General features: G+C 65.4%; 16 protein-coding genes. 7 read left to right on the top strand and 9 right to left on the bottom strand.

What is annotated here, in order from left to right; all coding sequences use genetic code 11:
* Positions 1–111 precede the first annotated feature (111 nt).
* The 4 genes from C8J44_RS15695 (at position 112) to C8J44_RS15680 (ending at position 3651) form a co-directional block, all read left to right on the top strand.
* The gene (locus C8J44_RS15695) at positions 112–1200 is read left to right on the top strand and encodes a PHB depolymerase family esterase (RefSeq protein WP_183128804.1); all 1089 of its coding nucleotides are present in this window, start codon (positions 112–114) and stop codon (positions 1198–1200) included.
* Between the two features lie 341 nt (positions 1201–1541).
* A complete protein-coding gene (locus C8J44_RS15690) occupies positions 1542–2915 on the top strand; it encodes an MATE family efflux transporter (RefSeq protein ID WP_121905224.1) in 1374 nt (457 codons plus the stop codon).
* An 85-nt stretch (positions 2916–3000) separates the two neighbouring features.
* Positions 3001–3219, top strand: coding sequence for a hypothetical protein (locus tag C8J44_RS15685; RefSeq protein WP_056055220.1), 219 nt, complete (start codon positions 3001–3003; stop codon positions 3217–3219).
* A gap of 36 nt (positions 3220–3255) precedes the next feature.
* Positions 3256–3651: an MAPEG family protein gene (locus C8J44_RS15680; protein ID WP_121905223.1), complete on the top strand. Its 396-nt coding sequence runs from the start codon at positions 3256–3258 to the stop codon at positions 3649–3651.
* Between the two features lie 3 nt (positions 3652–3654).
* Here C8J44_RS15680 and mmsB read toward each other — a convergent pair whose 3' ends face one another.
* The 4 genes from mmsB to C8J44_RS15660 all read right to left on the bottom strand — a co-directional run bounded on the left by mmsB (position 3655) and on the right by C8J44_RS15660 (position 7841).
* Complete coding sequence (mmsB, locus tag C8J44_RS15675) at positions 3655–4668, bottom strand: 3-hydroxyisobutyrate dehydrogenase (RefSeq protein WP_404969220.1); 1014 nt, start codon at positions 4666–4668, stop codon at positions 3655–3657.
* The gene (locus C8J44_RS15670; RefSeq protein WP_121905221.1) at positions 4665–5441 is read right to left on the bottom strand and encodes an enoyl-CoA hydratase; all 777 of its coding nucleotides are present in this window, start codon (positions 5439–5441) and stop codon (positions 4665–4667) included. The genes mmsB and C8J44_RS15670 overlap by 4 nt, the downstream gene beginning before the upstream one ends.
* A 103-nt stretch (positions 5442–5544) precedes the next feature.
* On the bottom strand, positions 5545–6588 hold the full coding sequence (locus C8J44_RS15665; RefSeq protein WP_121905220.1) for an enoyl-CoA hydratase/isomerase family protein: 1044 nt from the start codon (positions 6586–6588) through the stop codon (positions 5545–5547).
* Between the two features lie 107 nt (positions 6589–6695).
* A complete protein-coding gene (locus C8J44_RS15660) occupies positions 6696–7841 on the bottom strand; it encodes an acyl-CoA dehydrogenase family protein (RefSeq protein ID WP_121905219.1) in 1146 nt (381 codons plus the stop codon).
* A gap of 89 nt (positions 7842–7930) precedes the next feature.
* Here C8J44_RS15660 and C8J44_RS15655 point away from each other — a divergent pair, with 89 nt between their 5' ends.
* Complete coding sequence (locus C8J44_RS15655) at positions 7931–8275, top strand: GIY-YIG nuclease family protein (RefSeq protein ID WP_183128803.1); 345 nt, start codon at positions 7931–7933, stop codon at positions 8273–8275.
* A gap of 93 nt (positions 8276–8368) precedes the next feature.
* Here C8J44_RS15655 and C8J44_RS15650 read toward each other — a convergent pair whose 3' ends face one another.
* Positions 8369–9895 carry a CoA-acylating methylmalonate-semialdehyde dehydrogenase gene (locus C8J44_RS15650; RefSeq protein WP_121905218.1) on the bottom strand — a complete coding sequence of 509 codons (1527 nt, stop codon included), beginning with the start codon at positions 9893–9895 and terminating at the stop codon, positions 8369–8371.
* 107 nt (positions 9896–10002) lie between these two features.
* Between C8J44_RS15650 and C8J44_RS15645 the strand changes: the two genes are divergently transcribed.
* Both C8J44_RS15645 and C8J44_RS15640 read left to right on the top strand, forming a co-directional pair.
* The gene (locus C8J44_RS15645; protein WP_121905217.1) at positions 10003–10920 is read left to right on the top strand and encodes a LysR family transcriptional regulator; all 918 of its coding nucleotides are present in this window, start codon (positions 10003–10005) and stop codon (positions 10918–10920) included.
* Between the two features lie 49 nt (positions 10921–10969).
* Positions 10970–11287, top strand: coding sequence for a hypothetical protein (locus C8J44_RS15640; RefSeq protein ID WP_056055194.1), 318 nt, complete (start codon positions 10970–10972; stop codon positions 11285–11287).
* A 122-nt stretch (positions 11288–11409) separates the two neighbouring features.
* On the opposite strand, the gene C8J44_RS15635 is transcribed toward C8J44_RS15640, so the two are convergent.
* From C8J44_RS15635 to C8J44_RS15620, 4 genes are all read right to left on the bottom strand, one after another.
* Entirely contained in the window at positions 11410–12492 is a 1083-nt protein-coding gene (locus C8J44_RS15635) for an acyl-CoA dehydrogenase family protein (RefSeq protein WP_121905216.1), read from the bottom strand.
* A 4-nt stretch (positions 12493–12496) separates the two neighbouring features.
* Positions 12497–13693 carry an acyl-CoA dehydrogenase family protein gene (locus C8J44_RS15630; protein WP_121905505.1) on the bottom strand — a complete coding sequence of 399 codons (1197 nt, stop codon included), beginning with the start codon at positions 13691–13693 and terminating at the stop codon, positions 12497–12499.
* 221 nt (positions 13694–13914) lie between these two features.
* The gene (locus tag C8J44_RS15625; RefSeq protein WP_404969227.1) at positions 13915–15444 is read right to left on the bottom strand and encodes an alginate export family protein; all 1530 of its coding nucleotides are present in this window, start codon (positions 15442–15444) and stop codon (positions 13915–13917) included.
* A 61-nt stretch (positions 15445–15505) separates the two neighbouring features.
* Entirely contained in the window at positions 15506–16849 is a 1344-nt protein-coding gene (locus C8J44_RS15620; RefSeq protein ID WP_404969219.1) for a dicarboxylate/amino acid:cation symporter, read from the bottom strand.
* Positions 16850–16966: the final 117 nt, after the last annotated feature.

Genomic DNA, 16966 nt, shown 5'->3' with positions numbered 1-16966 from the left:
CATTGCAGCAACAAATGATGTACATGCAACGTTGAGATAAGATCGCGGCCGAGTACGCTGGCGACGAAAGGCTCGAGTCACGTGAGAAACATCGCCGATACCCTCGCCCGCATGGCGCGCGCCGGAGCACCGACCCCGCGCGACACCGTACAGAGTCGCCTGACGCCGCTAGTGGAGTTCGGGACCAACCCGGGTGCCCTGCTGGGCTTCAGCTACGTTCCCGCCAACCTACCAGCGAACGCGCCACTGGTCGTCGTCCTGCACGGCTGCACGCAGACCGCGGCCGGGTATGACCACGGTGCAGGCTGGTCGAAGCTCGCCGATCGCGCGGGCTTCGCGCTGGTCTTCCCCGAGCAGACGCGTGCGAACAACCCTAACCTCTGCTTCAACTGGTTCGCATCGGAGGACACTGCACAAGCCGGCGGCGAGGCCGAATCGATCGCGCAGATGACCGAGACGATGATCGCGCACCACGGCCTCGACCGCAGCCGCGTGTACGTTACCGGCCTGTCGGCGGGCGGCGCGATGACGATGGCGATGCTCGCCACGCGGCCGGACCTGTTCGCGGGTGGCGCGGTGATCGGCGGCCTCGCCTACGGCACCGCCACCGGCGTGTCGCAGGCACTCGACCGGATGCGCGGGCACGGCGATACCAGCGACACAGCGCTGGTCGATCTGGTCCGCAGCGGCGCGCGTGGCCATAACGGGCGCTGGCCGACGCTCGCGATCTGGCACGGCGGCGCGGACGCGACGGTGAGCGTGGCGAACGCGGACACGATCGCGCGGCAATGGCGCGGCATCCACGACGTCGATGCGAAGGCCGTGCGGACGGAGCGGGTAGGCACCGCCGTCCACCGGATCTGGTCCGACGCGGACGGGCGTGACGTCGTCGAGGACTGGACCGTGCCGGGCATGGGCCACGGCACGCCGATCAATCCGTTGCACGGCGAGCGCTTGGGCGCCGCAGGGCCGTTCATGCTCGACGTCGGACTTTCGAGCACGGCGGTGATCGCGAAGTCCTGGGGCCTGGTTGCGGCTGGGAGGACGGCGACTGCGGCCAAGCCGGCCCCGGTCGAACGCGTCGCCAAGATCGCAATACCCGTGCTGCCAAAGCCTGCGGCGAGGCCACGCGCCGAAGCGCCCACCGGTATCCAAGCGACGATCGAGAACGCGCTCCGGGCGGCCGGTTTAATGCGGTAGGATAGGCATCGGCTAGCTGTTGGGTGCACTCCCGCCAACTCCCACCCGTCATCCTGACGAAAGTCAGGATCCAGAGCCATATGGACCACCATCCGTTACCCTGGATCCTGACTTTCGTCAGGATGACGGAGTGGTTGGGAAAGGTCGCGCGGCCAGAGCCCGTTCACACCGCATCGCGCCCTGATCCTCCCCCGCTAGGGGGAGGTGGCAGGCACTTCGCCTGACGGAGGGGGCGGCATGGACGGCATCCGTTGCATCTCCTCCCATGCGTCGCCTTCCCTACCAAGAGGAGGATCGACGCTAGTAATCGACAAGCCACCCAACCCGGCTAAAGCCAGCGCATGACGTCCACCCCGCCCCGCCCCTGGCGCACCGAATTCGCCGCCACGCTGAAACTCGCCTGGCCACTGGTAGCGACCAATCTCGCGCAGGCACTGGTCGGCGCGACCGACGTGGCGATGCTAGGGCGGCTCGGGTCGGACACGCTGGCGGCGGCGACGCTCGGCCTCAACCTCTACCTCGTCTTCCTGATCTTCGGGATGGGCCTCACCACCGCCGCCGTCCCGATGATCGCGCGCGAGCGCGGCGCACGCCCGCACGCGGTGCGTGATATCCGGCGGACCGTGCGCCAGACGATCTGGGTCGCTGCCACGCTCTGCGTGCCCTCGTGGATCGTGTTGTGGAATGCGGAGCCGATCCTAGTCCACCTGCTCGACCAGGATCCGCTGCTCGCGCACGAAGCCGCAAGGTTCGTCCGCGCCGTGATGTGGGGAATGCTCCCGAGCCTCTGCTTCCTCGTGCTCCGCGCGTTCGTCGCGGCGCTCGAGAAACCCGCCTGGTCGCTGGTGGTGATGGTCGGGCTGCTGGTCGTCAACGCCGGGCTCAACTGGCTGCTGATTTTCGGCCACGCAGGCCTCCCCGCGCTCGGCCTGCTCGGCTCGGGCATGGCGAGCAGCATCGCCAACGGCCTGAGCTTCGTCGCGATGGCCGCGGTCATCGTCTACGCCAAGCCGTTCCGCCGCTATCGCCTGCTCGGCCGGTTCTGGCGCGCCGACTGGCCACGCTACCGCGCGGTCTGGAAACTCGGCCTGCCGATCGCGATCACGCTCGGGTTCGAGTCCACCGTGTTCATCGCCGCGGTGTTCCTGATGGGGCTGCTCGGCACCGTGCCACTTGCGGCGCATGCGATCGCGATCCAGATCGCCAGCGTCACGTTCATGGTCCCGCTCGGCATCGCGCAAGCTGCCACCGTCCGCGTCGGTCTCGCCTCGGGTCGCGGCGACCGTGCCGGCATCGGCCGCGCCGGCTGGGCGGCGTTCGCGATCGGCGAAGGCTTCATGGTGCTGACCGCAACGCTGCTAATCCTAGCCCCACAAATGCTGATCGGCATCATCCTCGACGTCGACGCGCCCGCCAACGCACCCGTCGTCGCGCTGGCGATCTCGCTGCTCGCGGTCGCCGCGGTGTTCCAGGTGGTCGACGGCGCGCAGGTGATCGGCGCAGGCATGTTGCGCGGGCTGGGCGATACCAAGGTGCCAATGCTGTTCGCCGCGATCGGCTATTGGGGCATAGGAATCGGCGTGGGCGCATGGCTCGCGTTCGGCCGAGGCTGGGGCGGAGTCGGCATCTGGACCGGGCTGGCGACTGGATTAGCCGTAGTATCGGTACTGATGATCGCCCGTTGGCAGGCGCGCGAACGACTTGGCCTCGGCTAAGGCTCGGCTGGCCTCTTTGTCCGACAATAAGGATACATAATCGCGCGAATGTGTTAACGTGTGTTAAACCATAGGAGCGTGACATATGCCTGATCAAGACCGCATCGTCGCGATCGGGTTGCTCACGCAGCGCGACGTCTTCGCGCTTGGCCATGACCTGTCGCGCGTCTATCCGATCGACGAGATGCCGTGCTTCGGCAGCCTGCTCGGTGCGATCGACGACGCCGACCGCGCGTTCCACCGCGCCCGCGATGCGCAGCAGCTTGCCATTCCTTTGCGACAGAGCGCAACCTCGCGCGCATAGCGGCGTTCGAGACCCGCTGCCCCGCGGAGATCGATCATGACGCTGCCTACCGAAATGCTGCTGTTTGGCTGGTCGACGGTCCTGCTGTTCGCCTACATTATGATCCAGGGGCAGACCGCGACGCGCGACCGCGGGCTCGGCTGGAACGCGGGGCCCCGCGACGGCGTGCAGAAGCCGCTCGGCGAGATGGCCGGCCGCGCCGAACGTGCGCTCAAGAATTTCCAGGAAACCTACCCGGTCTTCATCGCGCTCGCGCTGGGGCTGGCAGTGACCGATCGCACCGGCGGGCTGGGTGCGATCGGGGCTTGGCTCTGGTTCGGTGCGCGGATCGCCTACATCCCGCTCTATCTGTTCGGCATCAAATATGTGCGCAGCCTGTGTTGGACGGTGTCGATCCTCGGCCTGCTGCTCATGCTGATCCGCTTCCTCTAAAACCTAGTTTCGCAGCGTGCGGATGATCGCCGAGAAGTCGAGGCTACCCTGCCCGGCCTCGGCAAACGCCTCGTAGCGCTCGGCCGCCTTCGCGCCCATCGGCGTATCCGCGCCGGTGTCCTTTGCCGCTTCCATCGCGAGCCGCAGGTCCTTCAGCATCAGCGCCGCCGCGAATCCGCCCTGATAATCGTGGTCGGCAGGCGTATCGGGACCAATGCCGGGCAGCGGTGCATAGGTGGTCATCGACCAGCTCTGCCCCGACGATACGCTGGCGATATCGTAGAACGCCTGCGCATCGAGCCCGAGCTTCTCTGCCAGCACGAACGCCTCGCAGGTCGCGATCATCGTCGCGCCGAGGATCATGTTGTTGCAGATCTTCGCCGCCTGCCCCGCGCCGTTCGCGCCCGCATGAATGACCGCCTTGCCCATGTCGGCAAGGATCGCCTGCGCGCGGTCAAACGCCTCCGCCGAGCCGCCGACCATGAAGGTCAGCGTGCCCGCATTCGCCGCGCCGATCCCGCCCGAGACCGGCGCGTCGACCGCGACGAGTCCCTTGGCCTGCGCCGCGGCGGCAACCTGCTTGGCGGTGGCGACGTCGATCGTCGAACAGTCGATCAGGATGGCGGAGGGCGACGCGATGCCGAACAGCGCGTCATAGACCTCCGCGACATGCTTGCCGGCGGGGAGCATCGTCACGATCGCCTCGGCGCCATCGGCGGCTTCGGCAGCGGACGCGACCGGTAGGCAGCCAGCGGCCTTCGCCTTGTCCAAGGCGTCCGCGCTCAGATCGAACGCGCGGACGTCGTGACCCTTCTTGGCAAGGTTCGCCGCCATGCCGCCGCCCATGTTGCCGAGCCCGATGAAACCGATCCGTGCCATGTTCTCTCTCCTAATTTTGCTCCCCTCCCGTTCACGGGAGGGGTTGGGGGAGGGGCGTGCCTCACAGACCGGACGCCGGTACGTACGTCGCGCCCTTCCCCTAGCCCCTCCCGCAAGCGGGAGGGGGACTACGATCATTTCCCCGTCCAGGTCCCGGCGCGCTTCTCGACGAAGGCCGCCATACCTTCGCTCTGGTCCGCGGTCCCGAACAACCCGTGGAACAGCCGCCGCTCAAACTGGACGCCCATCGCCAGCCCCGTCTCGAACGCCACGTTGACCATTTCCTTGTTCGCCAGCACCGCCAGCGGCGCCATCGCAGCGATCGTGGTCGCCGTCTTAACCGCCTCCTCGACCAACTCGTCCGCCGGCACGATCCGCGAGACCAGCCCCGCGCGCTCAGCTTCCTCGGCATCCATCATCCGCCCGGTCAGGCACATCTCCATCGCCTTGGCCTTGCCGACCGCGCGCGTAAGCCGCTGCGATCCGCCCATGCCCGGCGACACCGCGAGCTTGATCTCGGGCTGCCCGAACTTGGCAGTATCGGCGGCGAGGATGAAGTCGCACATCATCGCCAGCTCGCACCCGCCCCCGAGCGCATAGCCCGCGACCGCCGCGATCACGGGTTTGCGTGTGCGCGTGAAATTCTCCCAGCCCGCGAAGAAGTTGCTCGCGTACATCTCCGCGAAGCCCTGCGACTGCATCTCCTTGATGTCCGCCCCCGCCGCGAACGCCTTCGTGCTCCCAGTCAGCACCGCGCAGCTCTGCGACGGATCCGCATCGAACGCGGCAAACGCGGCGATCAGGTCGGCAAGCACCTGCGAATTCAGCGCATTCAGCGCCTGAGGCCGGTTTAGCGTAACGAGCGTGACGCCACCGCGCTGCTCGACCAGGATCGTTTCGTATTCGGCCATGTCGTTCTCCAATTACTACGTCATCCTGGACTTGATCCAGGATCCAGAGCCACAAACGTCGTTGCCTGCAACACTGGATCCTGACTTTCGTCAGGATGACGGGTCAGCCCGGTGTCCACGCTTCCGCTTCAGGCAACGGCGCAAAGATCTGGTCGATCACGTGATCGGTCACATCCTCGGGCGTCGCCGGATCCCAGCGCGGCGCATTGTCCTTGTCGACGATCACCGCCCGCACGCCCTCGATAAAGTCATGCCGCTGCACGACATGCGCGCCGACCGCATATTCCTGCCGCATCTCGTCCGCGAAACTCGCCATCGCCGCCCCTTCGTGGAGCAACCGGAGCGACACCTTCATCGTCTGCGGCGACTTGGTCTTCAGCGTCGCGAGCGTCTGCGTTGCCCACTCGCCGCCATCGGCTTCGAGCGCGGCGTAGATTTCCTCCAGCACGTCCGACGCGAACAGCCGGTCGATCTGGTCCTTGCGCGCGAGAATCTTCGCGTCGGGCGCCGGCACCGCCAACCCATCGAGCACGCCAGCGATATCCTGTGGCGTCTCCGCGACCCGTGCCTTGGCCGTATCAAGCCTATCGCTCGCCAGAAAATGCGTCGCCAACCCAAGCGCGAGGCACTCCGCGCCATCGAGCCGGTGCCCGGTCAGCGCGAGATACTGCCCGATCCGCCCCGGCAACCGCGACAGATACCAACCGCCGCCGACATCCGGGAACAGCCCGATCCCCGTCTCCGGCATCGCAAACTTGGTATTCTCGGTCGCCACCCGATATCGACACGGCAGCGCCAGCCCGACGCCGCCGCCCATCGTGATCCCGTCCATGAACGCGACGATCGGCTTGGCATAGGTAAACAGCCGGTGGTTCATCCGATACTCGGCATGAAAGAACGCCCGCGCCTCGACGCCATCGGTCGCACCGGACGCGGCAAGCATGCGGATATCCCCGCCAGCGCAGAACCCACGCCCCTCGGCATGATCGACCACGATCGCCTCGACCGCCGCATCGCCCCGCCATGCCTCCAGTGCCTCAAGCACGCCTTCGCACATCGCCAAATTCAACGCGTGCAATGCTTTCGGTCGGTTCAACCGAATACGGCCGACAGGCCCTTCACTCTCGACGATCAGATCATCGGTCACGCGTTCACCTCCCGAACATCATCTCCGCGCCTCTGCGCCTCTGCGCGAACAAGATTCTTTTTCGCGCAGAGGCGCAGAGCAGAAGAAAGACTTGTAGCTGCGCGGACTCACTGCCGGGTCAGTTCGCGACCGACGATCATCCGCATCACCTGGTTCGTCCCCTCGAGGATCGAATGCACACGCAGGTCGCGCCAGAAACGTTCGATCGGATAGTCCTGCAGATACCCGTACCCGCCATGCAGCTGCAACGCGCGGTCGACCACCGACGAGCCGGTATCCGTCGCCAGCCGCTTCGCCATCGCCGCGAACTTGGTCTTGTCGGGCGCGTTCGCCGTCACCTTCGCCGCTGCCATGTAAAGCAGCGCCCGCGCCGCCTCCAACTCGGTCGCCATGTCCGCCAGCATGAACTGCGTGTTCTGGAAGTCCGCGATCGCCTTCCCGAACTGCTTGCGATCCTTGGTATACGCAATCGCCTCGTCGAGACACCGCTGCGCACCACCAAGCGAGCACGCACCGATGTTGAGCCGCCCGCCATCGAGCCCCATCATCGCGATCCGAAAGCCCTCGCCCTCACCCCCGACCATGTTCGCCGCCGGCACGCGGACGCCGTCGAAGATCACCTGCCGCGTCGGCTGCGAATGCCAGCCGAGCTTCTTCTCGTTCGCGCCGAACGACACGCCCGGCATGTCCTTCTCGATCACGAGGCACGAGATGCCCTTGGGCCCGTCCTCACCGGTGCGGACCATCGTCACATACACCTCGTTCTCGCCCGCACCCGAGATGAACTGCTTCGAGCCCGTCACGATCCAGTCGCCGCCGTCGCGAACCGCGCGCGTCTTCAAGGCTGCGGCATCCGACCCAGAACCCGGCTCGGTCAGGCAATAGCTCGCCAGCCGATCCATCGTCACCAGATCGGGGAGGTACTTGTCCTTCACCGCGGCCGACCCGAACCGGTCGATCATCCAAGCCGCCATGTTATGAATGCTGATGAAAGCGGACGTCGAAGGACACCCGTACGACATCGCCTCCATGATCAGCGCAGCCTCGAGCCGCCCCAGCGCAATCCCGCCGCTTTCCTCGCTGACGTAGATCGCCGCGAAGCCGAGCTCGGCCGCCGCCTTGATCGTCTCGCGCGGGAAGATGTGCTTCTCGTCCCACTCGGCCGCATGCGGCGTGATCCGGTCGGCAGTGAAACGGCGCGCCAGCTCCTGGATCTCGCGCTGGTCGTCGGTGAGGTCGAACTGGTTGGTCATAAATCTCTCTTCCGTCATGCTGGGCTCGACCCAGCATCCAGAGCCAGGAACGCCGAAACCTGTGGCTCTGGATCCTGACTTTCGTCAGGATGACGACTTGGGGGAATGATGTGGCTAGGCAACCAGCGGTCTATATCATGGCCAGCTGGCGTAACGGAACGCTCTACATCGGCGTAACGTCCGACCTGATGGCGCGGATCGTTCAGCACCGCGAGGGTACATTCGCTGGCTTCTCAAAACGATACGCGGTCAACCGGCTGGTGTGGTTCGCGATGGCGGACACGATGGAGGCGGCGATCACGCGCGAGAAACAGCTCAAGGTCTGGAAGCGCTCGTGGAAAATCGAATTGATTGAAACGGATAACCCGACGTGGCGCGACCTGGCAGAGGATTGGGGCTTCGACCCCTCACCCAACCACCGCCCGTCATCCTGACGTAAGTCAGGATCCAGAGCCAAGAGCGTCGCGCTTCGTAACTCTGGATCCTGGATCAAGTCCAGGATGACGGCATGTGGGGACGGCAACCTCCTACCCCATCGTCGGGATAACGAACGCGTCGTTATTCCGCGCAGGCCCACCATCCTCAGCCATCGCCGGCAGCGCAGACCCGTCCGGCCAACGCTGCGTGATCGTCTTGACCTTGGTCCAGAACTTCACGCCCTCCATGCCGTGCTGGTTGGTGTCCCCAAACGCCGAGCGCTTCCACCCGCCAAAGGTATGATACGCCACCGGCACCGGGATCGGCACGTTGATGCCGACCATCCCGACGTTCACCCGCGCCGCGAACTCGCGCGCCGCGTGGCCGTTGCGGGTGAAGATCGCGACGCCGTTGCCGTATTGATGCTCGCTCGGCAGGCGCACGGCCTCCTCGAAATCGGCGGCGCGGACGATCTGGAGCACCGGTCCGAAGATCTCCTCCTTGTACGCCGACATGTCCGTCGTCACGTGATCGAACAGCGACGGCCCGATGAAGAAGCCCTTCTCATGCCCCTGCAACGCAAACCCGCGGCCGTCGACGACCAGCTCCGCGCCCTCGTCGACGCCGGTCTGGATCCAGGTCTCGATCCGGGTGCGATGCGCCGCATTCACCACCGGCCCGTAATGCGCGTCGTTGTCGGTCGACACGCCCACGCGCAACCCCGCGATCGCCGGAATCAGCTTTTCGCGCAGAGCCACGGCGGTCTTCTCGCCGACCGGCACCACCACCGGCAGCGCCATGCAGCGCTCGCCCGCCGAGCCGAACGCCGCGCCCGACAGGTCGGCGACGACCTGGTCGAGGTCCGCGTCGGGCATGACGATACCGTGGTTCTTCGCGCCGCCCATCGCCTGGACGCGCTTGCCCGCCTCGACGCCGCGACGGTACACGTAATGCGCGATGTCGGACGACCCGACGAAGCTCACCGCCGAGATCGCGGGATGATCGAGGATCGCGTCGACCATTTCCTTGTCGCCGTGGACGACCTGGAAGATGCCCTCGGGCAGCCCCGCCTCGACGAACAGTTCGCCGAGCCGCACCGGCACCGACGGATCGCGCTCGCTGGGCTTGAGGATGAACGCATTGCCCGTCGCAATCGCGACGCCCGACATCCACAGCGGGATCATCGCCGGGAAGTTGAACGGCGTGATGCCGGCACCGATGCCGAGCGGCTGGCGCATCGAATAGACGTCGATCCCTGGCCCGGCGCCCTGCGTATACTCACCCTTGAGGATGTGCGGGATGCCGCAGCAGAACTCGATGACCTCAAGCCCGCGCTGGATATCGCCCTTAGAGTCTGCGATCACCTTGCCGTGCTCGGACGACAGCAGCCGCGCGAGTTCGTCCATATTGGCTTCGACGAGCCGCTTGAACTCGAACATCACGCGAGCACGCCGTTGAGGGTTAGTCGCGGCCCACCCCGGCTGCGCCTTCTGCGCCGCGGCAACGGCCGCATCCAGATCGGTCGCGCCTGACAGCCGCACGCGCGCCTGCACCTCGCCCGAATTCGGGTCGAACACGTCGCCGAAGCGCTCGGCCGTGCTGGCCGCACCGCTCACGAAATTCTCGATCGTCCGCATGGGCATCCTCTTCTAGTTGCCCGCATCGTCCGCCATAAGCGTTTCGCAGCCAAGTGGGGCTGTTTGCAGATACGCTCTGCAAATATGCAGCATAGGGTGAGGCGTTCATGGATTGGGACGACGTCCGGTATTTCCTCGCTTTGGCGCGCACGCACAGGCTCGGGCCAGCCGCAAAACTGCTCGGGCAGGACGCGACGACGGTGTCGCGGCGCCTGCAGCGGCTTGAGCGGCGACTCCAGACGACGTTGTTCGAACAGACCGTGGCGGGATACGCGCTGACCGAGCGCGGCGCGGCGCTGCTCGACCATGCCGAGACGATGGAGGCGTCCGCGCTTGGCATCCAGGAGGTGGTCGGCAATGACGCGGGCGTGCTCGCGGGGCCGATCCGATTGAGCGTCTCGGAAGGGTTCGGCAGCCGCATCCTCGCGCCGCGGCTCGCGTCGTTCACGAACCAGCATCCGCGGATCGCAGTCGACCTGATCGCGTCGACCGGCTTCCTCAATCCCTCACGGCGAGAGGCGGATATCGCGGTGATGCTCGCGCGGCCGAAAAGCGGCCCGCTGGTGGCGCGAAAGCTGACGGACTATCACCTCGGCCTGTACGCGCATCCGGATCACCTCGCGCGGACAGGGCCGATCGCGACCACCGCGGACCTGATTCGGCACCGGCTGATCGGATACGTGCCCGACATGATCTACGCCCCCGAACTCCGCTATCTGGCGGAGATCGACGGGCGGCTCGATGCCTCGATCCGTAGTTCGAGCATCGTCGCGCAGGCCGAACTGATCGCGGCGGGGGCGGGATGCGGGATACTCCCGTGCTTCATAGGCGACCAAATGCCAGGACTGGTGCGCGTGCTGCCCGAAGCGGTGAATATCCAGCGCTCGTTCTGGCTCGTCGTCCACCGCGACGTCCGGCGGATCGCGCGGATCGATCGGTTCATCGGCTGGCTGGACGCGACGATCGGCGAGCTTAAACCGTTGATGCTGGGCGACACCTCCCGGTCGTTTGCCGCGCCGGAGTGACCCAAGTATAGCGCGCGACGGCGGCATTCCGCTCGTCCGGAGCAACAGCGTGACCCCGACCCTGTACCACAAGATGATCGACTGGATCGGCGACGGCACCGGACTGCCCGACACGATCCTGCATATTCATGCCGGCATGGCGCTGTTGATGCTCGCGCGACTGGTGACCCGCCGGTCGTTCGGGACGTTCATTCCGTGGTGGGTGGTCGTTGCCGGCGAGGCGTTCAACGAGATCATGGACCGCCTGACGTTCGGGTCGTGGCGGTGGGAAGATACCTCGCTCGACATCCTCAATACGCTGTTGTGGCCGACGGTGATCTGTCTCGGTGTGCGACTGCGGCCGATGATCGGGAAGCGCCGGCGATAACTCGCGTCATCCCCCAACGTCATCCCGACGAAAGTCAGGACCCAGAGCCACAAAGGACGACGCCCGTAACCCTGGGCCCTGACTTTCGTCAGGGTGACGGAGCGCGTTAGGGTAACGGGCACTCAGCCCAGCGCGATGTACCGCTGCAGGTGATAATCCTCGTCGCCCAACTGGTGATCGATCATCACCAACCGCTTGGCGTAGTGCGACACGGCGTACTCCCAGGTCATGCCGATGCCGCCGTGAAGCTGGATCGACTCTTCGGCGACCAGCGCGCCGGTCCGCCCGATCGTGTATTTTGCCGCCGCCAGCGCTCGTTCCCGTGCCTTCGCATCATCGCCGTCGAACGCCGACGCCGCGTTGATCACCGCGGAATGTGCCTGCTCAATCTCGAGCAACACCGTCGCCATGCGGTGCTGTAGCGCCTGGAACTTGCCGATCGGCACGCCGAACTGCTTACGGTCGCGGAGGTAGCCGAGCGTCGCCTCCTTGACGAACTCCATCGCCCCGACCGCTTCGGCCGACAGCGCGAGCAACCCCGCCCCGACCGCCGCATCGATGATAGCCTGACCCTGCCCTTCGCCACCGACACGCGCATCGGCGCCGACAGTGACGTTCTCGAACGTCACGTCCCCGGCTGCACCACCCTCGACGACGTTGAAGCTGCGGACCGACACCCCGGCCGTATCCGCCGGCACGAGCAGCACCAGCGGATCGCCGTCCTGCTCGATCACCACGACGAACACCGACGCCGCGCCCGCCTGCGGCACGACCGCCTTCGTCCCGCTCAGTGTCCAGCCATCGCCGCTCTTCGTAGCAGTCACCGACGTCGCGCCATCCTCGTGCGCGAACGCGGCGATCGTCTCGCCGGACACGATCCCGGCGAGCGTCTCGTCATGCCCGCCGGCCTTCGCCAGTGCACGCCCCGCCATCAGCGCACCCAGGAACGGCTCGACCACGAGCGCGCGGCCGAGCGCCTCAAACACGACCATGATGTCGAACCCGCTGCCACCGAAGCCGCCCGCCGCCTCGTCGAACAGCGCCGACACGATGCCGAGTTCACTCAACTGCTGCCAGATCGCAGGGTCATACCCCGCCTCGCCATACGCGCCCGCGTTGCGCGTCTCGATCGGATAGCCGTCGCGCAACGCTCGCACGAGCGTGTCGGCGAGCATGCGGCGGTCGTCGGTGTGTTCGAAGTTCATGGTATCACAGACCCAGGATGGCTTTGGAGATGATGTTCTTCTGGATCTCGTTCGACCCGCCGAAGATCGACAGTTTGCGGTTGTTGAAATAGCTCGGCGCCGCCATCGCCGCGTCCTCCGGGCCGACATCCTCGCCGTTCCACCCGGCCTCCAGAGCTTCGGGTATGTACGGCGCCGCGTACGAGCCGTAGGCGCGACGCGTCAGCGACGTGATCTCCTGGCGGATCTCGGTGCCCTTGATCTTGAGCATCGAGCTTTCCGCGCCTGGCGCACCGCCACCCGCGACCGCCGCGAGCACGCGCAGGTTGGTCGTCTGCATGTTGGCCAGATCGATCTCGACCCGTGCCATCCGCGCCGCGAACAACGGATCGTCGGCCAGCGCACGCCCACCCTTCTTCTGCATCTGCGCGACTTCCTTCAGCCGCTCGAACGAGGCGATCGAGAAGCCGACGCCGGCGATGTTGGTGCGCTCATAAGTCAGCAGGTACTTGGCGTAAGTCCAGCCCATATTCTCTTCGCCAACAAGGTTCGCCACCGGCACTTCGACGTCGGTGAAGAACACCTCGTTCACCTCCTGCTCGCCGTCGATCAGCGTGATAGGGCGTACCTCAATGCCGGGCGACTTCATGTCGATCAGCAGGAACGAGATCCCCTCCTGCTTCTTCGCAGTCGCGTCGGTGCGGACGAGGCAGAAGATCATGTCGGCATGCTGGCCAAGTGTCGTCCAGGTCTTCTGGCCGTTGACGACATAGACGTCGCCCTTCCTGACCGCGGTGGTCTTGAGGCCCGCAAGATCGGAGCCGGCGCCCGGCTCCGAATACCCCTGGCACCACCAGTCGGAGCCATCGAGGATCCGCGGCAGCCACTGCTTCTTCTGCTCTTCGGAACCGTATTTGATCAGCACGGGACCGAGCATGTTGACGCCGAACGGGACCACGCGGGGCGCGTGTGCGAGCGCAGACTCGTTATCGAAGATGAAGCGCTGGATCACGCTCCAGCCGGGACCACCCCATTGCTCGGGCCAATGGTTCGCCAGCCAGCCACGTTCGTTGAGGATCGCGTGCCATTCCTCCATGTCCGACTTGCGCAGCCGCTTGCCCTCGCGGACCAGCGTCGAGAGCCGCGCGGGCAGTTTGTCGCGGAAGAAGCTGCGGACTTCGTCGCGGAAGGCTTCTTCCTCGGGCGTGAAGCTGAGATCCATGGCCATGTGACTCCTGATGTTGGAGCCTGTGTGCCACAGTCGATCGGAGAATTGAAGTACCGGTATGGTCGAAAACGAAGAAAACGCGGTGCTGAACGACGCAGGTTAATCCGGGCGGTATCGCCGCCCACTCGTCATCCTGACGAAAGTCAGGACCCAGGGTAACAGGCGCTAACGGTCCTGGCTCTGGGTCCTGACTTTCGTCAGGATGACGGAGCTGATCAGAACCGATAGCTGATCCAGCCGGCGAGGAAGTCGGAGTTCTTGTACCCCGCATTCGTCAGCGCAGGCCCCGCGATCAGATGCTCGTAGCGCCCGGTGAACGACAGCCGTGAGGTGAACGGATACACCGCCTGGAATCGCAGCGTATCGGCGATCTTCTTGCCCCCGAAATTCTGCGTGCCGGCAAACGCCGAGCCGTTCGCACGGTACACCGCATCGCTCGTCGTATCGCGCCACGAGCGTTGATATTCCGCCGTCAGCCGCAGCTTGTCGAACACGCTGAACGTCACGTTCGGCGCCAGCGCGATCAGGTTGGTCGGCGTCGCGAACAGCTGATAGCTGTAATAGATGTTGTTGCCGAACGGCGCGAGCGAGTTGCGCAACGTGCCTTTACCGTACGCGCCGCCGCCGCTTGCATAATCCGCGTGGAAGCCAACGCGCGGTGCCGACTTGCCTTCGCCGAGCTTGTAGGTCTGCGCCAGCAGGATCAGCCACGCCTTGATCGAGCGGTTGTCGTACGAACCGCCCTGGTAATTGATCGTCCAGTCGAGATTGACCGGCCCCGCATCGCCCCAGACGTGCAGGCCGTAGAAATTACGGACTTCGCGCGCATTGTCCGTGCCCCATACCGCCGCGCGATTGCGCAGGCGCCAAAGGAACGGATCGACGTACAGCTTCGAGCCCCCAAACAGCGTCTCCGGCACGACGATGCCCGTCGAGATGCCCGAGAACCGCCGCGCGCTCTCCGCATTGTCATCCTGCGTACCGCCATTGCCATACGCGGTCGGCTTGAAGTCGAACACGTCGGCACGGACGCCGGCGGCGCGCGCCCAGGCGCGGAAGCCGTTGAAGCCAAAGAACAACGTGTTGTTGTCACGCGGCACGACCAGCAAGTTCGGACCGTCCGCAAACGTCTGGCGACCATAGCGCACGCCGACATCGACATCGGCGACCGTCCCGGTCAGGTCGACGAACGCCTGCTGCACGGCCAGCTTGTTGCGCAGGTTCGGCAGCGCGGTGCCGAGATTCTCGCCCTCCAGCGTGCCGTGCGCGAGTTCGCCGTAGAAGCGAAGATGCTGGCCGACGTGCAGATCGGCACCCCCGAACAGGCGGAGGATATCCTGCCGCTGTGCCTCGGCATTGCGCAGATTGGGGTTGGTCGTCTCGTTGACGCGCAACCGCGCCTCGCCCGACAGCGTCAGATAGACGTCGCCGTCGCCCGCCAGCGAAATGAACTTCAGCTGGTCGACGATGTCCTTGCGCTTCTTCGGATCACGCAGCTTCGACCAGTCCTCGGCCCAACGCGACTGGTTGTAGCCGCCTGCCGTCACGCCGTCGCCGACCGCGGCATTGGGATAGCTCTCCGCGATCGGCGACGCTTCGGCGGTGCTCGATACATCCTTGGCGCCGATATTGGCAGGGCGCGAAGGCGGCGCCTCGGCCTGCGCGGTGGCGACATTCGCGAACGCGAAGATCGAGAGTGCAGACGTGGCAAGGCCAGCCGCGTGCCGCAAGCGGCGCATCGTCATCGAGGTCATAAACAAGTTCCGGTACTGGCGAACGGGGACGGACTGGCCGTCCCCGCCGGCATCAATGGGCGGTAGCAGCGGCGGGGATTGCCGCCGGCACGAACTCGGGGAGCGTGCCCGACAGCGCAGCATCGAGCTTGTCGCGGTCGAGACCACCTTCCCAACGGGCGACCACGATCGTCGCGACCGCGTTGCCGATGAAGTTGGTGAGGCTGCGGCACTCGCTCATGAAGCGATCGACGCCGAGGATCAGCGCCATGCCGGCGATCGGCACGGTCGGCACGATCGACAGCGTCGCGGCCAGGGTGATGAAGCCAGCACCAGTGACACCCGCCGCCCCCTTCGAAGAGATCATCGCGACGACCAGCAGCAACAGTTCCTGGCCGAGCGTCAGGTGCGTGTTGGTCGCCTGCGCGATGAACAGCGCCGCCAGCGTCATGTAGATGTTAGTGCCATCGAGATTGAACGAATAGCCAGTCGGCACGACCAGCCCGACGACCGACTTCTCGCAGCCTGCCGCTTCCATCTTCTGGATCAGGTTCGGCAGCGCGGCTTCCGACGACGACGTCCCGAGCACCAGCAGCAGCTCGGCCTTCAGATACTTGATCAGCTTGAAGATCGAGAAGCCCGTGAGCCGAGCGACGGTGCCAAGGATGACGATCACGAACAGCGCCGCGGTCAGATAGAAGGTTGCGACCAGCGCGCCGAGATTGGCAAGGCTGCCGATCCCGTACTTCCCGATCGTGAACGCGATCGCGCCGAACGCACCGAGCGGAGCTGCGCGCATCAGGATGCCGACCAGCTTGAAGACGATCAGGCTGAGGCGCTCGAGGAAGTTCAGCACCGGCTTGGCAGGCTCGCCGACCAGGCTCAGCGAGATACCGAACAGGATCGCGACGAGCAGGATCTGGAGGATGTTGCCTTCCGTGAACGCGCTGACCATCGTGTCCGGGATGATGCTCATCAGGAACCCGGTGATCGTCGTCTCGTGCGCCTTCACCGTGTAGTCGGCGATGCCCTTGGTATCGAGCGTGGCGGCGTCGATGTTCATCCCCGCGCCCGGCTGGACGACGTTGGCGACGATGAGCCCGACGATCAGCGCCAGCGTCGAGAAGAACAGGAAGTAGGCGAACGCCTTGCCCGCGACGCGACCGACCGAGCCGAGCTCCTTCATCCCGGCGATGCCGGTGACGAGCGTCAGGAAGATCACCGGTGCGATGATCATCTTCACCAGCTTGATGAACGCATCGCCGAGTGGCTTCAGCGCCGCGCCGTACGTCGGATAAAAATGCCCGAGCGCCGCGCCGAGCGCGATCGCGATCAGGACCTGGATATAGAGCTGGCCGCTCCAGCGCTTCCGCGCGGGCGTTTCCGCGACGCCATATGTCTGGGTGGGTAGGGTCAACATCGCCTCCTGGTCTTCTCGTCCACTCACGCGGGACGTTGTGTGCGACGGTAATGCCGGGCCGAACCCAGGACTACAAGAGCGGCACCTTCAGCGCTTAGAACGTTGGTTTTTAGC

Source organism: Sphingomonas sp. PP-CE-3A-406 (genome assembly GCF_003688625.1).
Taxonomy (GTDB): domain Bacteria; phylum Pseudomonadota; class Alphaproteobacteria; order Sphingomonadales; family Sphingomonadaceae; genus Sphingomonas.
Note: the sequence above shows the minus strand (reverse complement) of the source record. Positions and strands in the feature narration are given on the sequence as shown.

Excerpts from the sequence above, each read along its gene's own strand:
- C8J44_RS15695 (WP_183128804.1), top strand. The coding sequence starts at position 112 with ATGGCGCGCGCCGGAGCACCGACCCCGCGCGACACCGTACAGAGTCGC.
- C8J44_RS15690 (WP_121905224.1), top strand. The coding sequence starts at position 1,542 with ATGACGTCCACCCCGCCCCGCCCCTGGCGCACCGAATTCGCCGCCACG.
- C8J44_RS15685 (WP_056055220.1), top strand. The coding sequence starts at position 3,001 with ATGCCTGATCAAGACCGCATCGTCGCGATCGGGTTGCTCACGCAGCGC.
- C8J44_RS15680 (WP_121905223.1), top strand. The coding sequence starts at position 3,256 with ATGACGCTGCCTACCGAAATGCTGCTGTTTGGCTGGTCGACGGTCCTG.
- mmsB (WP_404969220.1), bottom strand. The coding sequence starts at position 4,668 with ATGATCGTAGTCCCCCTCCCGCTTGCGGGAGGGGCTAGGGGAAGGGCG.
- C8J44_RS15670 (WP_121905221.1), bottom strand. The coding sequence starts at position 5,441 with ATGGCCGAATACGAAACGATCCTGGTCGAGCAGCGCGGTGGCGTCACG.
- C8J44_RS15660 (WP_121905219.1), bottom strand. The coding sequence starts at position 7,841 with ATGACCAACCAGTTCGACCTCACCGACGACCAGCGCGAGATCCAGGAG.
- C8J44_RS15655 (WP_183128803.1), top strand. The coding sequence starts at position 7,931 with ATGACGACTTGGGGGAATGATGTGGCTAGGCAACCAGCGGTCTATATC.
- C8J44_RS15650 (WP_121905218.1), bottom strand. The coding sequence starts at position 9,895 with ATGCGGACGATCGAGAATTTCGTGAGCGGTGCGGCCAGCACGGCCGAG.
- C8J44_RS15645 (WP_121905217.1), top strand. The coding sequence starts at position 10,003 with ATGGATTGGGACGACGTCCGGTATTTCCTCGCTTTGGCGCGCACGCAC.
- C8J44_RS15635 (WP_121905216.1), bottom strand. The coding sequence starts at position 12,492 with ATGAACTTCGAACACACCGACGACCGCCGCATGCTCGCCGACACGCTC.
- C8J44_RS15630 (WP_121905505.1), bottom strand. The coding sequence starts at position 13,693 with ATGGATCTCAGCTTCACGCCCGAGGAAGAAGCCTTCCGCGACGAAGTC.
- C8J44_RS15625 (WP_404969227.1), bottom strand. The coding sequence starts at position 15,444 with ATGACGATGCGCCGCTTGCGGCACGCGGCTGGCCTTGCCACGTCTGCA.